Annotated in this window: 18 protein-coding genes; 3 read left to right on the top strand and 15 right to left on the bottom strand. The window is 44.8% G+C overall.

Annotated elements, in window-relative coordinates; translation table 11 throughout:
* Nucleotides 1-14 precede the first annotated feature (14 nt).
* The 5 genes from BW716_RS16960 to BW716_RS16940 all read right to left on the bottom strand — a co-directional run bounded on the left by BW716_RS16960 (nucleotide 15) and on the right by BW716_RS16940 (nucleotide 4,677).
* Entirely contained in the window at nucleotides 15-1,379 is a 1,365-nt protein-coding gene (locus BW716_RS16960) for a HAMP domain-containing sensor histidine kinase (RefSeq protein ID WP_083724089.1), read from the bottom strand.
* Entirely contained in the window at nucleotides 1,376-2,068 is a 693-nt protein-coding gene (locus BW716_RS16955) for a response regulator transcription factor (RefSeq protein ID WP_083724087.1), read from the bottom strand. Before BW716_RS16955 ends, BW716_RS16960 begins: the two co-directional genes overlap by 4 nt.
* A gap of 70 nt (nucleotides 2,069-2,138) precedes the next feature.
* Nucleotides 2,139-2,840: a response regulator transcription factor gene (locus tag BW716_RS16950; protein WP_083724085.1), complete on the bottom strand. Its 702-nt coding sequence runs from the start codon at nucleotides 2,838-2,840 to the stop codon at nucleotides 2,139-2,141.
* A 77-nt stretch (nucleotides 2,841-2,917) separates the two neighbouring features.
* Nucleotides 2,918-3,709: a DUF3108 domain-containing protein gene (locus tag BW716_RS16945; protein ID WP_083724083.1), complete on the bottom strand. Its 792-nt coding sequence runs from the start codon at nucleotides 3,707-3,709 to the stop codon at nucleotides 2,918-2,920.
* Nucleotides 3,710-3,717: 8 nt separating this feature from the next.
* The gene (locus BW716_RS16940) at nucleotides 3,718-4,677 is read right to left on the bottom strand and encodes a lysylphosphatidylglycerol synthase domain-containing protein (RefSeq protein ID WP_255373881.1); all 960 of its coding nucleotides are present in this window, start codon (nucleotides 4,675-4,677) and stop codon (nucleotides 3,718-3,720) included.
* A 64-nt stretch (nucleotides 4,678-4,741) separates the two neighbouring features.
* On the opposite strand from BW716_RS16940, the gene ruvC reads away from it, so the two are divergent.
* A complete protein-coding gene (gene ruvC, locus BW716_RS16935) occupies nucleotides 4,742-5,302 on the top strand; it encodes a crossover junction endodeoxyribonuclease RuvC (protein WP_235643754.1) in 561 nt (186 codons plus the stop codon).
* Nucleotides 5,303-5,444: 142 nt separating this feature from the next.
* A complete protein-coding gene (locus BW716_RS16930; RefSeq protein WP_083724077.1) occupies nucleotides 5,445-6,152 on the top strand; it encodes a response regulator transcription factor in 708 nt (235 codons plus the stop codon).
* Here the strand turns inward: BW716_RS16930 and BW716_RS16925 are convergent.
* The 4 genes from BW716_RS16925 to rsmA all read right to left on the bottom strand — a co-directional run bounded on the left by BW716_RS16925 (nucleotide 6,130) and on the right by rsmA (nucleotide 8,961).
* Nucleotides 6,130-6,528 (bottom strand): HIT family protein, encoded by a 399-nt coding sequence (locus BW716_RS16925; protein ID WP_083724075.1) that lies wholly within the window; start codon nucleotides 6,526-6,528, stop codon nucleotides 6,130-6,132. The two genes, BW716_RS16930 and BW716_RS16925, sit on opposite strands and share 23 nt — an antisense overlap.
* 83 nt (nucleotides 6,529-6,611) lie before the next feature.
* The gene (greA, locus tag BW716_RS16920) at nucleotides 6,612-7,085 is read right to left on the bottom strand and encodes a transcription elongation factor GreA (protein ID WP_083724073.1); all 474 of its coding nucleotides are present in this window, start codon (nucleotides 7,083-7,085) and stop codon (nucleotides 6,612-6,614) included.
* A gap of 197 nt (nucleotides 7,086-7,282) precedes the next feature.
* Complete coding sequence (locus BW716_RS16915) at nucleotides 7,283-8,212, bottom strand: NAD(P)-dependent oxidoreductase (protein ID WP_083724071.1); 930 nt, start codon at nucleotides 8,210-8,212, stop codon at nucleotides 7,283-7,285.
* Nucleotides 8,209-8,961 carry a 16S rRNA (adenine(1518)-N(6)/adenine(1519)-N(6))-dimethyltransferase RsmA gene (gene rsmA / locus BW716_RS16910; RefSeq protein WP_083724069.1) on the bottom strand — a complete coding sequence of 251 codons (753 nt, stop codon included), beginning with the start codon at nucleotides 8,959-8,961 and terminating at the stop codon, nucleotides 8,209-8,211. Before rsmA ends, BW716_RS16915 begins: the two co-directional genes overlap by 4 nt.
* Before the next feature lie 85 nt (nucleotides 8,962-9,046).
* Here rsmA and pdxA point away from each other — a divergent pair, with 85 nt between their 5' ends.
* Nucleotides 9,047-10,111 (top strand): 4-hydroxythreonine-4-phosphate dehydrogenase PdxA, encoded by a 1,065-nt coding sequence (gene pdxA / locus BW716_RS16905; protein ID WP_083724067.1) that lies wholly within the window; start codon nucleotides 9,047-9,049, stop codon nucleotides 10,109-10,111.
* A 280-nt stretch (nucleotides 10,112-10,391) separates the two neighbouring features.
* On the opposite strand, the gene BW716_RS16900 is transcribed toward pdxA, so the two are convergent.
* The 6 genes from BW716_RS16900 to atpF form a co-directional block, all read right to left on the bottom strand.
* Nucleotides 10,392-11,237 carry a class I SAM-dependent methyltransferase gene (locus BW716_RS16900; RefSeq protein ID WP_083724065.1) on the bottom strand — a complete coding sequence of 282 codons (846 nt, stop codon included), beginning with the start codon at nucleotides 11,235-11,237 and terminating at the stop codon, nucleotides 10,392-10,394.
* A gap of 171 nt (nucleotides 11,238-11,408) precedes the next feature.
* Nucleotides 11,409-12,002, bottom strand: coding sequence for a hypothetical protein (locus tag BW716_RS16895; protein WP_083724063.1), 594 nt, complete (start codon nucleotides 12,000-12,002; stop codon nucleotides 11,409-11,411).
* A gap of 66 nt (nucleotides 12,003-12,068) precedes the next feature.
* The gene (locus tag BW716_RS16890) at nucleotides 12,069-14,225 is read right to left on the bottom strand and encodes a TonB-dependent receptor (RefSeq protein WP_083724061.1); all 2,157 of its coding nucleotides are present in this window, start codon (nucleotides 14,223-14,225) and stop codon (nucleotides 12,069-12,071) included.
* 167 nt (nucleotides 14,226-14,392) lie between these two features.
* Nucleotides 14,393-15,970, bottom strand: coding sequence for a F0F1 ATP synthase subunit alpha (gene atpA / locus BW716_RS16885; RefSeq protein ID WP_083724059.1), 1,578 nt, complete (start codon nucleotides 15,968-15,970; stop codon nucleotides 14,393-14,395).
* An 88-nt stretch (nucleotides 15,971-16,058) separates the two neighbouring features.
* Nucleotides 16,059-16,619 carry an ATP synthase F1 subunit delta gene (atpH, locus tag BW716_RS16880; RefSeq protein ID WP_083724057.1) on the bottom strand — a complete coding sequence of 187 codons (561 nt, stop codon included), beginning with the start codon at nucleotides 16,617-16,619 and terminating at the stop codon, nucleotides 16,059-16,061.
* An 18-nt stretch (nucleotides 16,620-16,637) separates the two neighbouring features.
* A complete protein-coding gene (gene atpF, locus BW716_RS16875; protein WP_083724055.1) occupies nucleotides 16,638-17,132 on the bottom strand; it encodes a F0F1 ATP synthase subunit B in 495 nt (164 codons plus the stop codon).
* Nucleotides 17,133-17,185 lie beyond the last annotated feature (53 nt).

Genomic DNA, 17,185 nt, shown 5'->3' with positions numbered 1-17,185 from the left:
GAATCCGGTAAGAACTACGCTACCGGCAGGGTGATCCTTATCTCTGTTCCCTTGCCCTGCTGGCTGTTTACAATGATATTGCCCCCGTGCAGACGGATGATATTACGGGATAATGGCAACCCGATACCATATCCTTTATAACCACTTGTATTAGAAGCGCGGAAGAAAGGATCATAGATAAATGGCAATTCAGATGCAGGAATACCAATCCCCTGATCCTGGATCAACAGGATAATATTGGTATCAGTAGCGGCCAAAGCCACACTCACCGGGTGGTTATCAGAATACTTGCAGGCATTCTGTACAATATTGCTGAATGCCAGGTGCAATAACTGCGCATCTCCCAGAATGAAGAGCTTTGCCTCATCTTCCGGCAACATGGAATAATCTATTTCTACTTTATTATCAGGATTGATCTGGTCAATGGTATCTTTTACGGAGAAGATCAGCTCATCCACCCGTATCCGTTCACGTTGTTGGCCCTTACCACCAAACCCTGTCTGGGCAAGGCGCAGCAAGCTCTTTGTGATGTGTTCCAGGCGTTCGGCTTCTCCCAGTATCACTTGTATGGACTGCCTGTATTCCGCATCTGAGCGTTGCTTATTCAATGCCAGTTCCGCTTCGCCAATGATAGCGGTGAGCGGTGTTCCCAGTTCATGAGAGGCATTACTTACAAAGTTGTTCTGTGTTTCGAAAGCCGTTTCCAGCCTGTCCAGCATGTTATTGAACGTCTGTGCCAGTTCGAACATCTCATCGTTACTATCAGGCGAATCCAGCCGCAGGTGAAGGTTATGGGCCCTGATGTTTTTTACCTGGGCAGTCATGACCCTTACGGGTTGCAGAATGTATCTCGAAAAGAAGAACCCCGCTGCCAGTACCAGTATGCCGGCAGTACCCAGGCAAATGGTCAGTACGTGCTTCAGATCCGCCATGTAATGGCGGCCAAAGTCATTGCGGGCAGAGACAATCACGATATAGCGGTCAGGATCTGAGCCAAATTCAACACCAGTAAAGAAAATATCACCACTACGATGATTCGCTTTTCCCTGCAACTGTACCATTTCAAAGAAAGAACCAGGCAGGGCAGCCAATGAAGTGGGGCGGTTAAAATGCCCTTCCTTATCCAGCTTCAGGAAGTATTCCTTTTCATAAGGCATACGTTCCAGGTGCTCATTACGGATTTCCGTATAGGTAGCACTGTTATCTCTGTCTTTGATCAGGGCAGCACGCGCGGCAACGATGGCGCGTATTTCAAGACGTTTATAAAAGTCAGTAAAAGAGTATTGATTGGCGAGGAAGTAAGCACCCCCAGCTATCAGCGTGATGATAAAAACTGTCAGTGCAGTAAACAGGATCAGTATTTTGACACGTATACTCATGCTTCTTCTTTCAGCATATAACCCATACCAACCACAGTCTGGATAAGGGCTGGCAGGTCTTTTCGGTTTACTTTCCTGCGGAGGTAATTCACATATACATCCACTACCTTGGTATTCATATTAAAGTCGATGCCCCACACATTTTCCAGGATCTCCATTCTTGACAACACACGACGGGGATTGCGCAGAAAATATTCCAGCAGCCGGTATTCTGTAGCAGTAAGTGTGATGCTTTCCCCGCTACGGCTGGCGCTTTTAGTATCTGTATTCAGTTCCAGGTCGGCGAGTTTGAGCAGGTTGGCAGCAGGAAGAACGGCGACAGTATTGTCCGGTTGTCTTCTTAATAAAGAGCGGATCCGGGCCAGCAGCTCCGCCTGTTTAAAGGGTTTGATCAGGTAATCATCTGCCCCGCTATCCAGTCCGGATACTACATTCTCCGTAGAACCCAGTGCGGTAAGCATCAGGATGGGGGTCTTATTTTGTTGGGTGCGCAGTTCCTTGCACACGGCAATTCCACTCATGCCCGGTAGCATCACATCGAGTATGATGAGCTGAAACGGATGTTCCATGGCCATTTGCAGACCGGTGGGCCCATCCATGGCTACAGTCACATCATATCCTGCTTCAGTAAGATATCGGTGTATGAAGGATACAACTGCCGGTTCGTCCTCTATTAACAATAATTTCATGCGCTATCAAAAATAAGGCTGACTGAAAAGATACGAATCTTTTCAGTCAGCCTAAGAGCTATTTTAAAGTCTAATCTTTCACCACCAGACGGAAACCGTTACCGTGAATGTTCACGATTTCAATATTCGTATCCTCCTTCAGGTATTTGCGCAGCTTGGCAATATAAACGTCCATACTACGACCGTTGAAATAAGTATCGCTGCCCCATATCTTTTTCAGCGCCAGTTCACGTGGCAGCAAGTCATTCTTATGCTCGCACAGCATGCGTAACAGTTCGTTCTCTTTTGGAGAGAGCGTATGTGTTTCACCATCGCGGGCCAGGGTACGCAGTCGGGAATTGAATTCGTAGCGACCTATCTTAAATTCGTGTATATCTTCCTCTTTGCTGTTCAGTTCCTGGTTTCTTTTCAGGATCGCTTTGATCTTCAACAGGAGCAGTTCACTGTCAAATGGCTTGGCAATATAGTCATCAGCACCCAGCTTATATCCCTGGATGATGTCTTCTTTCATTGTTTTGGCAGAGAGGAAGAATAAAGGAATATCAGGATCTACATCCCGGATTTCCTCGGCTAGTTTAAAACCATCCATATTAGGCATCATGATATCCAGCAGGCAAATGTCAAATTTCTCCCTCCTGAAGGCAGCCAGCGCCAGAATGCCATCACGGCACAACTCCACGTCATAATCGTTCAGTTCAAGATAATTTTTGAGCACCATACCCAGGTTGGTATCATCCTCTGCCAGTAATATCTTTGGTTTACGTTCTTCCATATATAATAAAGTATTAATGTACAAACAAATATAGTCAGTCAGATGTTCACATAAAGTTAAAATAAGCCCAACTGCGATTATTTTGAGATGAGGGAGGAAAATGGATAGCGAATATTCTTGTACCCGATCATATCTACCTTAATACTACCCACGGAGATAGGACTATCAATACGGAGAGGGATCTTATTGCCATCGTCACTTACCCATACGCTCATTTTCTCCCCGCCTTCGAACATGGAACCTTGCAGCAGCAGGGGGGCGAACCGGATGGCCCGGAACTTACCAAACTTGGTTTCTACGATTTCCTTACCAATATAGCGTACATAGATGTTGTAGACCTTGTCGTCGAGGAACATATTGAAAGGGATCTTATCACCTGGCTTATATTTATTAAAATCAATATTACGGGCGTAGTAGATAGCGCTGATCACGTCCTGCACGCAGGGGGGCACCTTGTAACTGCCTTTGGTACTGACTGCGGTATGCTGTGCCTGATAAAAGCTTACATCATTATGTAGCCGGTACCCGCCTTCCTCTACATCGCGGAGGAACTTCATGGGCATCATATTGGCCGTATCTATAAAACTCTGGTATTTGTCGCGGACCTTAAAGAACCAGTCGTAGGTTCTGTAAGTCTTACCTTCTGCGGAGATGTGGTAGACGTCTTTGCCGTTGAACTTTTCAAGATTACAGTTAAACGTAGCTTCACCGGCACCAATATATACTCTTCCCAGGGTATAGAAAACTTTGAACGTAATACTCTCGCCTGCTTTAAAGCTGGTATTCGTGATACCACAAAATTCGTTTTGTGCATACAGGGGGCGGATAATGGCCAGACTAAAAACAACTGTGAGTAGAATGAACCGCATTGACGAAGCTATTTTTCCTTAAAAATCTTAATTCCCAGCAACAGCACACTACCTAAAATGGCCGGTATCACTAGGTTTACCAACCAGATAATGACGGTTGCAGCTATGATAGCAGGACTGTTCATACTGAGGAATCCCATGAAATACAGGCTTATTTTGCCTCTCAGACCCAGTTCCGCGATGGCGATGGTTGGAACCATAGCCATAACGAGATAAATGACAGCGTTCATCAAAAATCCTTGCCACCACAGCATTTCCACGCCCAATGTGTCTAGCAAAATCAAATACTGTGCCGAGAAGACCATATACCGTAAGGCCGAGAGGAGCAATAAGTGTTCGAGGTCTGTATCGGAGTAACGAACAATAATTTGCACAAAGATCCGGGCCTTCCTTAACAATGGTATTCTTTCAAAGATTGATAGGATGATCTGCAGCCGAAAATATAACAATATGATCAAGCCACAAATTATCAGGAGGCATCCAAACGATATTTTTTCCCATATGGAATAGCCCGTACTATGCTCAGCCCTGACTGGCGTGAAGTTAGCCACAAAGTAGACAAAGCCAGTTAACCCAAAGATAATAGTAACTATGAGCTGGCTAAAGCTACCCACCATTGTAGCAGCTATTGCCTTTAATTTGCTTCTATTATTACGGACATAGAGTACCCGCCCCCCATATTCTCCGATTCGGTTAGGTGTATTGATGGAAAATGAGACACCAGAGAGAATGGCCCTGAACGCACGAAAAAACGACATGGGCTGAAGGGGTTGGATCAGCATTTGCCACTTGCGGGCTTCCAGCCCCCAGTTGACCAGCATGCCTATCAAAACCAATAGCATGGCCACAACGCCTTTATGCTCAAGGGTATCTACCATTTGCTGAAGAGAACTCTTTAAATTAGGTTGGTGGAGCAGTTGGGTATAAATGGACCAGGCTAACCAGGTAAAAAGGACTGCTCCCAGCAGGTAATTGAGAATTATTTTGGTATTTTTGTTCAGACATCAAGATTTTGGCAAAAATAAACTGTGGTTGGCAAACAAGTCGAAAATAATTCTCGGTATTGATCCGGGTACATTGGTAATGGGCTACGGACTCATTCTGGTGGAAGGGACGAAAGCCAGCCTGCTGGAAATGGATGTGTTAAAACTATCCCGTCACAAAGATCACTACGAAAGGTTGCAATTGATACACGCCCGTGTAAATGAACTGATACGCTTGCATAAACCGGCTTCCTGCGCAATTGAGGCCCCTTTTTTTGGTAAGAACGTACAAAGTATGCTCAAACTGGGCAGGGCACAGGGGGTGGCCATCGCTACTGCCATGCAGGCCGGCGTACCAGTGACTGAGTATTCACCCAAAAAAATAAAACAGTCCATTACCGGCAATGGTAATGCTAATAAAGAACAAATCTGGCAAATGCTCCAAAGGATCCTGAAATTTTCAGAACGCCCTGATTATCTGGATGCTACAGATGCTGTCGCAGTGGCTGTCTGCCATTTTTTCCAGGAGTCCACCGTCATGCCCGATACCAGCAAGGCAAAGGGTTGGGACGCATTTCTACAGAAAAATCCTGGTCGTATAGTCGGTTAATTATAGGGATTAGCGTATAGGTTTTCCAGAAGTTAATAAATTGTATTTACTTTGAATCAAAATCTTCATAACTAGCTCCCCCTGATGACACATGGAGCTATACGCCATAAACTATGGTATTTTATATAATCAGCATCAAGCTATGAAAGCAAGAATCCTATTGGTGGAAGATGATCAAAATGTTGGTGCGGTAACAAAGAAGCGATTAGAAGAAGCAGGCTACGATGTGGTACATAGCACAGACGGACAAATGGCCTGGGAGCAGTTCCAGTTACGAACCTTTGATATATGTTTACTGGATGTGGTAATGCCCAAAAAAGACGGTTTCACACTGGCAGAACAAATCCGGAGAAAAAACGACTTCATTCCTATCCTCTTTCTCACCTCGAAAGCAATGGATGAAGATAAAATTAAAGGATTTAAAACAGGAGCAGACGACTATATTACCAAACCATTCAGCATGCAGGAACTCTTGCTGCGCATTGAAGTATTCCTGAAAAGAACCAAAAGTGCCGTAAACACTACGACAGAGAAACGCACGCAGTATAACATCGGCAAACTCACCTTTGACTATAATGACCTCATTCTTCGCGAAAAGAACGGAGAGGTTTCCAGCACACTTACACAAAAAGAAGCTGACCTGCTCAAATACCTTTGCGATAATGCTAACAAAACGCTGAAAAGAGAAGAGATCCTCTTCCACGTTTGGGGCAAAGATGACTATTTCCTGGGCCGCAGTATGGACGTGTTCATTACCAAGCTGAGGAAACATTTCAGAACAGATCCCGCTATAAAGCTGGAAACCCTCCATGGTGTAGGCTTCCGCTTTAACGTGCCAGGGCAGCTGTAATCTGCTCCTGAACAGCCTTGAACTCAGCCTCTGACAGCTTGAGCTTAGGACGCTGGAAGTTCATATCGTCAATTGAATTAATAGGTATCAGATGCATATGTGCATGCGGTACTTCCAAACCAACCACACTCATACCTACACGATTGCATGGAAATGCATGCTCTATCGCCTGCGCAATTGGCTTAGCAAACAACAACCACTCGCCCAGCAAATCATCCGTCACATCGAAGAATTTGTCTATCTCCACCTTTGGAACAATCAATGTATGCCCCTTCACTAATGGAAAAATATCCAGGAAAGCATAAAAACTATCATTCTCAGCTATACGGTAGCTGGGAATTTCACCGTTGATGATTTTCGTAAATACAGATGACATAATGCGGTTTTTTAAAGAAGCTTAAAGGTAAAAAAAAAGCCTTCCGCATGATACGGAAGGCCCTGATATCTTCAGAGAGATTATTATATTGTAATATCCTCTACCTTGAGTTTAATTACACCATTAGGAGTAGAGATTTCTGCAACATCACCTATCACTTTGCCCAGCAATCCCTTCCCAATGGGAGAAGTCACTGAGATCTTGTTCGCTTTCAGGTCCGCCTCTTTCTCCGACACCAACTGATAGGTCACGGTTTTCTTAGTACCTACATTTGTAATAGTCACTTTACATAAAATAGATACTTTGGAGGTATCAATGGATTCTGCGTCTACTATTCTGGCAGTAGCGATCGCATTTTCTAGTGTGGCCAGCTTGGCCTCATGTAAACCCTGCGCCTCTTTTGCTGCGTCATACTCCGCATTTTCCTTCAAGTCACCTTTCTCTCTGGCTTCCGAAATAGCCCTGGCAATTTCTGCCCGGCCTTTTGTTTTTAGGAAATTGAGCTCTTCACGCATCTGGTCCAGGGTCTCCTTGGTAACGTAGTTAATACCAGACATAACGTTATTTAGTTTAAGAATAAAGAAAAAAAATCAACGCCCCCGTTTGCACAGAAGCGTTGTAAATTTGTATTAAAGCAAATATAACGAAAAAATGCTGAATCCCCTAAAGAATGTCACATATAGGGTAATCTTAATGCATGAATCTGCCATCCCGGAATTGTAAGCATTCCTAATGATAAATTCTCCCTGCAAGCTTATATCACATGCAACTTCTCTAACACAATCCTGGCCATATTAATGCTCGCCTCATGGGTATATCCCGCTATGTGCGGTGTCATCACTACATTCGGAAAATTCAGCAGTTTTTGCAGCTGCGCTCTCTCTTCCTGACTATAAGTAGCCAGCTTTTCATTCTCCTGTACATCCAGTGCCGCCCCTCTCAGCAATCCCTCTTCCAGCGCCTGGATCAGATCCGGTGTGTGCACGATTTTCCCCCTCGCCGCATTCAGGAACCAGATGGGTCTGTGGAAAGAACGGAAGAAGGCAAGGTTCGCCAGGTGTCTGGTTTCCGCTGTCAGTGGCAGATGCACACTCACAATCTCAGCTTCGGCAAACAGTTGCTCCATCGTCGCTTCCTGTACATGATCGTTGCTGAAACCGGTTTTATATTTATCATAAGCCAGGATCTTTGGCTCAAAGCCTCTCAGCTTACGCGCATAAGCACTGCCAGTATTACCATACCCAATGATGCCTACCGTACGGCCGCCTATTTCAAAACCCCTGTTCCCATCTCTTTCATAAATGCCCTGGCGCAATTCCAGGTTACTCTTCAGCACATTGTTCATCATACACAACAGCATACCAACCATCTGCTCACCAACCGCTTCCCTGTTTCCCTCCGGACTGCTGGCACAATGAATACCCTTGCTCTCCGCATACGCCACATCGATCAGCTCCATGCCGCTACCCAGTCGCCCGATCCATTGCAATTGCGATGCACGGTTTATAACAGGCTGGTCTATCTTCATGCGGGTGGTTACAATCAATCCTACGTATTCGTGAATAGCTCCAAGTAGCTCCTCGTATGTAATGGCAGGCTGGTAGCTGACTTCAAATCCCTTCTCTTCCAACCTGTCAATTAAGTAATTGTGCGCTTTAGCTGTAATTAATACTTTCCTGCTCATATCATCTTGTGGGATAATGCTACAAAATCTGCTACGGTCAGCTCTTCTGCCCGTTTGGTAAAGATGCTGTCCTGTAGTACTTCCTTATCAAATAATGTTTTTAACGGATTTCGCAATTGCTTACGACGCTGGCCAAAAGCAGTTTTTACCAGGTTCTTAAATTTCCGCTCATTCTGAATATCATAATTCTCCTCCAGCCTGTGCAAACGAATCACTGCCGACTTCACCTTCGGAGGCGGATTGAAACAGGTCTCACTCACTTCAAACAGGTATTCTACCCTGTAATAAGCCTGAATGAGCACACTCAAAATACCATAGTCCTTATTCCCATGCTTTGCAGCAATGCGCAAAGCCACCTCTTTCTGGAACATCCCGACTACACAGGGTACCTGCTCCTTCCAGTCCAGTATGCGAAACATGATCTGGGAAGAAATGTTGTACGGGAAGTTGCCAATAACATTGAATTTCCCCTCAAACGGCGGCTTCACATCCAGAAAACTCTCATTAATGAGCTTTCCCTGAATGGCCGGATATGTCTTCTGTAGGTATGCTACCTTTTCAGTGTCCAGCTCTACAGCCTTGAATGAAGTATCTGGCAGTTCAAGGAGGTATTTTGTGATGGCGCCCGCACCAGGCCCCACTTCCAGCACTTGCTGATTCGGAATTACAGGTAGTGAATCAACAATCTTTCTGCAGATGTTTTCGTCCTTGAGAAAGTGCTGCCCAAGCGATTTTTTAAGTGTATACATGTTCAGGTGTCAAAATTACGGAAATCAGTTTGAATAAGTTTCTCCCTTAATTCTTGTTATATTTGCCCATTATTTCTCAAAACGCATGAGTAGCAACGCCCAGACAAACAAGCCGGTAATTGGTATCACCGTTGGTGATATTAACAGCATTGGCGCCGAATTGATTATCAAGACCTTTGCGGATAACAGAATGCTGGAGTTTTGTACCCCGGTGATATTTGCTTCCAACAAGACGATCAACTTCTATCGCAAGTTGATGAATGAGAACAACTTCAACTATCAGAGTCTGAAAGAATTCTCCAGGCTGAACCACAAGCAGGTGAATGTATTCAACTGCTGGGAAGAAGAAGTACAGATCACACCAGGTATACTGAATGAAACAGGCGGTAAATACGCTGCCCGTTCCCTCGCAGTCGCCATCGAATGCCTGAAAAACGGTGAAATAGATGGTCTGGTGACCGCTCCGATCCACAAAAAGAACATACAGAGCGAGCAGTTCAATTACACTGGTCACACCCCTTACCTCAGAGATGCCTTTGAAGCAAAAGATGTGCTCATGTTTATGACTGCCGATAATATGCGTGTAGGATTGCTCACCGAGCATGTACCTATCCGTGATGTAGCAAAATATGTGACCCGCGAAAACATCCTGGCCAAACTGACCATGATGAAAGATAGCCTGATCAGAGACTTTGGTATCGACCAGCCACGCATTGCAGTACTGGGTCTGAACCCACATGCCGGCGATGATGGCCTGATCGGTGACGAAGAACTGAGAGAGATCATCCCTGCTATTGACCATGCAAAGAACCATGGTATTCTTTGCTTTGGCCCTTATAGCGCCGATGCCTTCTTTGCAAGGAATATGCACGCCGCCTTCGATGGCGTACTGGCTATGTACCACGACCAGGGCCTGATACCATTCAAGTCACTGGCTACCGGCGAAGGGATCAACTTCACGGCAGGTCTGCCTATCGTACGCACTTCTCCTGACCATGGTACTGCATTTGATATTGCAGGTAAAAACCTGGCAGATCACTTTTCTTTCCGCCAGGCGATCTTCTCCTGTCTGGATATTATTGAGAAGAGAGAACAGTATGACGAGAACACGCTGAACCCACTCAAGAAAATTGAATTAGCTTCTGAATAGCATAGAAAAAGGGCCGTCTCAAAACTTCGGGACGGCCATTTTTTTGAAAATACTTTTCATCCCCCCGTTGGTAAATTCCCGCTTTCATGAAGGTTTCTATTTATGTACCAGATGGAGAGAATTTTCGTACATGCAATTCTCATGGCCTTCCTGTTATTGATGATATATCCCCTTTTTCCTTGAAAATGCTTTTCATCCCCCGTTGGTGAATTCCCTCTTTCATGAAGTTTTTTTCTGACACCTGATAATACCCCGTCATTTTATTGTTGGAATGCTTTCCTTAAATATGAAATGCTGCCATTTCCAGCAACCCCTCTCCCCTGCTCCTGAACCACTTGTTATACCCGTGCAATACATATTCCGTTGCCTGCATGTCATAAACACCCGTTATTTCCGCTTCTAACAATGAGAGCAGGTTCATCACCTTCTTACGGCTATAAGCCCGTGTATAAGCCCCAATATTGTTTTCCATAATATCTGACAATGCCCTTGCCCGGGATATAAAAGAAGCCGGCATCTCCTCCTCAGGAATGGTATAATCCATAATCACCGCATTGTTCCGCCCCCTGGAACAAAAACAACGCATCACTTTCAGAAAATGCTCTTCGGGAATATAATGCATGATACCTTCAAATACGATGAGGGTAGGTTCATGCGGTCTGTAGCCTGCGGCTATCAGTAGTTCCATCATTTGCTGTGTGTGGGTAATGTCTGCATGTAATGTATGCAGGCGGGCGTCATTGTAGGACACGGCGGCATAGAGCGCCTGTTTTTCCTGCATATGGCAGGTATCCACTTCATAAATGCTGGTAAGCTGTTCGGGAAAGTATTCTGCAATCTGCAGCCCCAGGGGGTCCAGGCCCGCTGCTAATATGCATACCTGCTGATGGGGGTGTTCTATCATAAGCTGTTTGATCAGGTAGCGCACCATCTGTTTGCGAAGCAATAAGATCTCACTGAATAAAGGCGTGATCCTTGACAGCTCTTCTGCCGGTTTTTCTACAGCACTGAAATCAATGTGTGATAAGTATGCATGCCCCCAGCCATCCATGTACAGGCTTTTTACTACAGAGAGTAATAAGGCGGAAGAAGAAGCCACGGAGAGTTTATTTTCCACGGTTTTCATGGGGTTCAGTTTTTAGGTTAACGTGTGTTTTAAAGTTAACGGTAAAGACTGAAATGTAATAACAGGGATATAAGCCCAACAGGGAGGAATGGCTTCGCCATTCCTCCCTGTTGGGCTTGATTTATAATTAAATGAACCTGCGCATGCAGGTCCATTTAACTATAAATTTATTTATTTTGCTAATAACTGCCTGGTATACTCCTCTCCCCAATGTGGCGCAATCCCGCTTGCCGGCTTGAATGCTGCAAACTTCTTCAGCGCTACTGTAAACTTCTCTTTCGCTTTCGCTTTACTGCCACCAAACTGTTCCGGTGTATAATACAAAGACTGTCCCTCCAGCATATCCACACGTGGATTCTCTTTATTGATCTGCGCAGCCTGTGCCAGCCAGGTAGCAGCTTCCGTACCATACTGCATACCTCTTGTTTGCGGATCCACACCAATACGTGCTGTAGCGATCAATGACCTGATGCAATAGATCTCATCATTCTTAGGACTCAGCGCGTCTGCCTGCAGAATGGCAGCCTGCGCCTTATCATCGATCATATCCACCTTGCTCTTATCTTTCTCCATCAGTGCATTCATCACATAGCAATAAGCAGCATAGTAATAAGGCAACCATTGTGTCTTTTCAGCAGCAGCAATACGCTCAAAGGTGTTGGCAATTTCCTGCATCTTCTCAGGCCCCCGGTTGGCGGGATCATCCAGCAGTGCAATCTGTTTGTTCATGGCTGATTCATATTGCGCGCTCTGCGCAAAAGTCATAGAAAATGTAGTTACTAAAAGGCAGAAGGAGAGAACAAAAGTTTTCATCATATACAAGTTTAGGTTTTATAAGTTATCAATCGTTTCCTGACGCCTGTCTATACCAAAGCTCATAAACATACCCAGGTAAATAAAGCGGGGAATATTCGGTGTGATCGCTTCCCTGCGCAACGCATCTGTTGAATAATGATAGCCATATACCTGTTTGAAATTACCGATGTTATTCACAGATAATACGAGGATGGTAAAGGCTTTGTGAATAGATGTCAGATAACTGACACTCAATCCGACTGAATTATAATCGATGGTCTTTTGCGACATAAACTGGCTCACAGGCAGATTCGGATTATAATAAGGACGACCTGTAGCAAAGGTGTATGTCAAACCAATATTAGTAGTGATAGATGAAATATAGTATTTGGTCACTACGCTGAAAGTATGCTTTGCAGCGAAGTCCGGCTGTACTTCATATGGGTAAGTGAGATAGTTACGCTTGGTATCGAGATAAGAATAAGATACCCAATAGTCAAGGTTCTTCACACTCTTACGATCACGCCAGAAGAGTTCAATGCCTTTTGCATAGCCAGTACCGTTAGTAACTGTATCCGGACTTGTCTTCACAAGGTTATGATACTTTTTATAGAACGCTTCCACACGCAGTGTATAGTTATTGGCTACCCGCTGAAAACTGGCGATGTAATGCGTAGCCTTCATGTAATCCAAATCTGGCTTGAATCGCAGGTATTGCTGCTCCGGCTTTTGATAGTAATCACCATAAGCTAATGACACCTGGCTATTCTGATCTAACTTATACGCTAATGATACACGCGGTGCCAGATTCATTTTACCAATCTTCGATGAGTATTCCATACGACCACCTACACGACCTACAAATTGTGGTGTGAAGTAGATATCACCTTCTGCAAATGCAGCAGAATAATTATCTGTATAGTTCGCCTTATATCCATTGTATTCAGCGTTTTCCACGGCATACTGATACTCACCACCCAAGCGCAGTGCAGAGAAATTACCAATGTTCTTTGTAAGCATCACTCTACCCTGAGCCAGTTGTGAAAGGTTATGGATCTTCATCGGGTCGGGGTTCTTCGGCACCGTATCTAAAGTGATCCTATCTGTATTCGTACTAAATGATACCCCTGCATTTATCTTCCAGTCATTATTTAATAACTCCTTATAGCTTAGATTCGTATACACATTCTGATTTTTCATTTCAAACAACTCCTTATCCCCTGCATATTCAAAGCTGGGACGAATACTCCCCATATGTGTCCAGTTGCTATATCCATAGAACTTGAGCATGCCTGTAGCAGATGTTTTCCTTCTGAAATTAGCAGAAGTACCAATGATCTCTGGATTCACACTCGGCTCAAACTTAGGCTTGATCACATTCAGATAAGGACCCAGGTTGGTGTAGTCTGCTTCTATACCAAAAGAGCCTTTCTTATCTTTTGCCAGTTCATCCAATCCACCACTCACACCAATCGGAGATACCCCCAGTGAATAGGAAGAACGTTCCGGCAGATCCTGTGATTCCAATACCAGTGCAGAAGATAAACCCTGTCCATACTGAGCTGAATACCCCCCACTGCTAAAGGTCGTGCCTTTAAACAGGAACGGTGAAAAACGCCCTCTTCCCGGCATATCAGGCAACCCTGAATAAAAAGGATTACGCACCAGTAATCCGTCTATAAATGTCTGTGTTTCGTAACCGGTACCACCACGTACAAAAAGGCCTTCCTTATCATTGGTTTGCTGTGTACCCGGCAATGTCTTTAATGCACTCACAATATCTGCCATCGCACCACCAGTGGTTACAATATCCAGCGGTTTCAGTACAGTATTATTCTTCTCGCTGCTGGCTTCAATACTCCCTGCGGAGATGGTCACGATTTTGAGCTGGCTGATATCATTTCTTAAAATGATATTCAGTGTCACGGGACCTGAGAGATTTACTTTTTGTTCCTGTGTCTGATAAGTGGCTAAACTGAAAAAAACACTTTGTTCGCCGGTGACGTCGGTTGTAAAAGAGAAGGTACCGTCGGCGGCACTGGTAGCACCGTCGTAAGCGTCTTTAATGGAGATATTCACTCCCTGTAATGGATGATTTTTCTTGTCGGTGATCTTTCCACTGATCTTTGTTTGCGCCTGCAGAACAGCCGTCGGGATGGTTGATAAAAACAGAATTAGGTAAAACTTACACATAGGGGGTGTTGAATTTTTAACAAAGCTACATCGGGGCCAGGGGGCTATCAATCCATATAAGGCAAATGTAGGGAGTATTGCCGGTAAAAGCGGGTGAACAGTCGGTAAAAAAGAACGGCCTCTCCCTTTGGGTGAGGCCGTTCTCTTATATTCTTACCTTGATAGGCTTATGCAAATCTTGGTTTCAGTTCGCTAGCCAGCGCAACCATTTTCTTCAAACCTTCTTCAGGCAGGTTACCTTTCTTGAACTCAGCCATTACATCTGGCAGACGAACGTCCATTTCATTCAGGAAAGCCTCTTCAAAAGCCCTCACATTCCTAACCGGAACTTCACGCAGCAGACCGTTTGTACCCAGATAGATCATTGCTACCTGTTTTTCTACAGTGTACGGAGAGAACTGAGGTTGTTTCAGTATTTCCACGTTGCGGGCACCTTTATCAAGTACCTGCTTGGTAGCAGCATCCAGGTCACCACCGAATTTAGAGAACGCTTCCATTTCACGGTATTGCGCCTGGTCCAGTTTCAGGGTACCAGCTACCTTCTTCATGGATTTGATCTGAGCGTTACCACCCACACGGCTTACGGAGATACCTACGTTAATAGCCGGACGGATACCAGCGTTGAACAGGTTAGACTCCAGGAAGATCTGACCGTCAGTGATGGAGATTACGTTGGTTGGGATGTATGCAGATACATCCGCAGCCTGCGTTTCGATGATTGGCAATGCCGTCAGGGAACCACCACCCTTAACCAGGTGTCTGATTGATTCTGGCAGGTCATTCATCTGCTGAGCGATTTCATCCTTGCTGATGATTTTCGCTGCACGCTCGAGAAGACGGCTATGCAGGTAGAATACGTCACCAGGATAAGCTTCACGTCCAGGAGGACGACGGAGCAGCAGAGATACCTCACGGTAAGCAACCGCCTGTTTAGACAGATCATCGTATACGATCAGTGCAGGACGACCGCTATCGCGGAAGAACTCACCGATAGCAGCACCAGCAAATGGCGCGTAGAACTGCAAAGGAGCAGGATCAGCAGCAGAAGCAGCTACGATAACAGTGTAAGCCAAAGCACCTGCATCCTGCAGGGTTTTCATTACACCTGCGATTGTTGAGGCTTTCTGACCAATCGCTACATAAATACAATATACTGGCTTGCCAGCTTCGTAAAATTCTTTCTGATTGATGATGGTATCGATACAGATGGCAGTTTTACCAGTCTGACGGTCACCGATCACCAGCTCACGCTGACCACGACCTACAGGGATCATCGCATCGATCGCTTTGATACCAGTCTGCAGTGGTTCTTTTACAGGCTCACGGAACAATACACCCGGAGCTTTACGTTCCAGTGGCATTTCATACAGTTCGCCAGTGATTGGGCCCTTACCATCGATAGGAGCACCCAGGGTATTTACTACACGACCTACCATGCCTTCACCTACATTGATAGAGGCGATCTTACCGGTACGACGTACTTTGTTACCTTCTTTAATGTCACCCGATTCACCCATCAATACCACACCCACGTTATCTTCTTCCAGGTTCAGCGCGATCGCCTGAACACCATTTTCGAATTCTACCAGTTCACCGGAACGAACGTTGTTCAAACCATAAACACGTGCGATACCATCTCCCACCTGCAATACGGTACCAACCTCTTCGAGGTCAGCAGCAGCATTGAAGTTGCTTAGTTGCTGGCGTAATATCGCCGAAATTTCATCTGGTTTTATCTCCACCATAGTGATATACTTTTAGAAAGAGTCGTTAAATAAATTGATGTATAACGACAACAGCTTTGCGGGTACGCAGCGGCTGCTGTAAATTGTTTTATTTCAGTTCAGGAACATAGATGTTACCTGCGAATTGCTTTTTGATGTCATTCAGATCACGCAGTATTGATGCATCAAACAGTTTGTCCTCTGTTTCCAGTACAAAACCACCGATCAGGGCAGCATCTACTGCTGATTCCAGTTCGATCTTCTTGTCTGAACCTGCTTCTGCTTTCTGCTTGATCACATTCAGTACACTTGCATCTACTGGTACAGCAGTGGTGATTTTCACCTTACTGATACCTTTCAGTGTATTGTACTGACGCAGATATTCACCTGCGATCTCAGGCAGATTGCTTTCCCTTCCCTTGATTACCAGCAACTTAATGAAAGCAGAAGTCATGGCGCTCACACGGCTGTCGAAGATGGCAGCGAGGATCTGTTGTTTTTTATCAGGCTTGATGATGGGACTTTTCAGCAAATTCACCACATCAGGATTTGTTTTTGAGAGCTGCTGCAGGAAGAGCATATCTGCCTGTACAGCCTCCAGCTGTCCTTTTTCAGAGGACAGATCTATCAAAGATTTTGCATACCTGGATGCTAAACGAGGATTCCGCATATATATAGCGATTAGCTCTTAGTTTAATTTAATGTCTCCTGCCAGTTCTTTAATATAACCTTCCTGAGCTTTTTTGTCAGACAGTTCTTTACGCAGCACTTTCTCAGCTACTTCAATAACCAGTTTACCAACCTGATTTTTAACATCAGTCAGGGCAGCCATTTTCTGGTTGTCGATAGCAGTGTAAGCTTCGCTGATGATCTTCTTAGCTTCAGCCTGAGCTTGTGTCTTAGCTTCAGCAATGATGTGATCTTTAGCGTCTTTAGCTTCTTTCAGGATTTTGCTCCTTTCAGCTTTAGCTTCTGCCAGTACGTGCTCATGTTCAGCTTTCATCTGAGCCATTTCCTCTTTTACTCTTTCAGCAGCTGCGATTGAGTCAGATATAGAGGTTTCTCTTTCCTTCAGGATAGAGAGGATCGGTTTCCATGCAAACTTCTTCAGGATAATGAAAAGAATGATGAATATAACTAATGAGAAGGTAAACAAGCCTAACGCGGGCTGCAACAGATCCATGATTATTAGAATTTATTTGGTTCGCATTATTTTTTTCTTGCTGATGATGCCAG

It is taken from the genome of [Flexibacter] sp. ATCC 35208 (genome assembly GCF_001975825.1).
GTDB lineage: Bacteria > Bacteroidota > Bacteroidia > Chitinophagales > Chitinophagaceae > Chitinophaga.
This window is presented reverse-complemented; position numbering and strand designations above follow the sequence as displayed.